This window comes from Pseudomonas onubensis, from assembly GCF_965653655.1.
GTDB lineage: Bacteria > Pseudomonadota > Gammaproteobacteria > Pseudomonadales > Pseudomonadaceae > Aquipseudomonas.
Window position 1 is genome coordinate 1 of the sequence record NZ_CBFHAZ010000354.1, and the last position, 255, is coordinate 255.

Sequence of the window (255 nt, forward strand, 5' to 3'; positions counted from 1 at the left end):
GCATCGTTTCACTACTGAGTTCGGGATGGGATCAGGTGGTTCCAATGCTCTATGGTCGTCAAGAAATTCGGGTACTGAGTCGTAGCCAGATGGCTTCGCTTCAGCAAATTGGGTATGTGACAGCTTTGGGTGTTTTGTGAGCGTCGAACTTTCGGTTCATCTCGTCTTCACACACCGCAATCTGGCCTTTCGACTCAAATTGCTTGGGTGTTATATGGTCAAGCCTCACGGGCAATTAGTATTGGTTAGCTCAAC

Annotated in this window: 1 rRNA gene; it reads right to left on the reverse strand. The window is 48.2% G+C overall.

Features of this window, described 5'->3' with window-relative positions:
- Positions 1 to 63 (reverse strand): 5S ribosomal RNA (rrf, locus tag ACTD9P_RS30310); the annotation flags it as partial.
- Positions 64 to 255 lie beyond the last annotated feature (192 nt).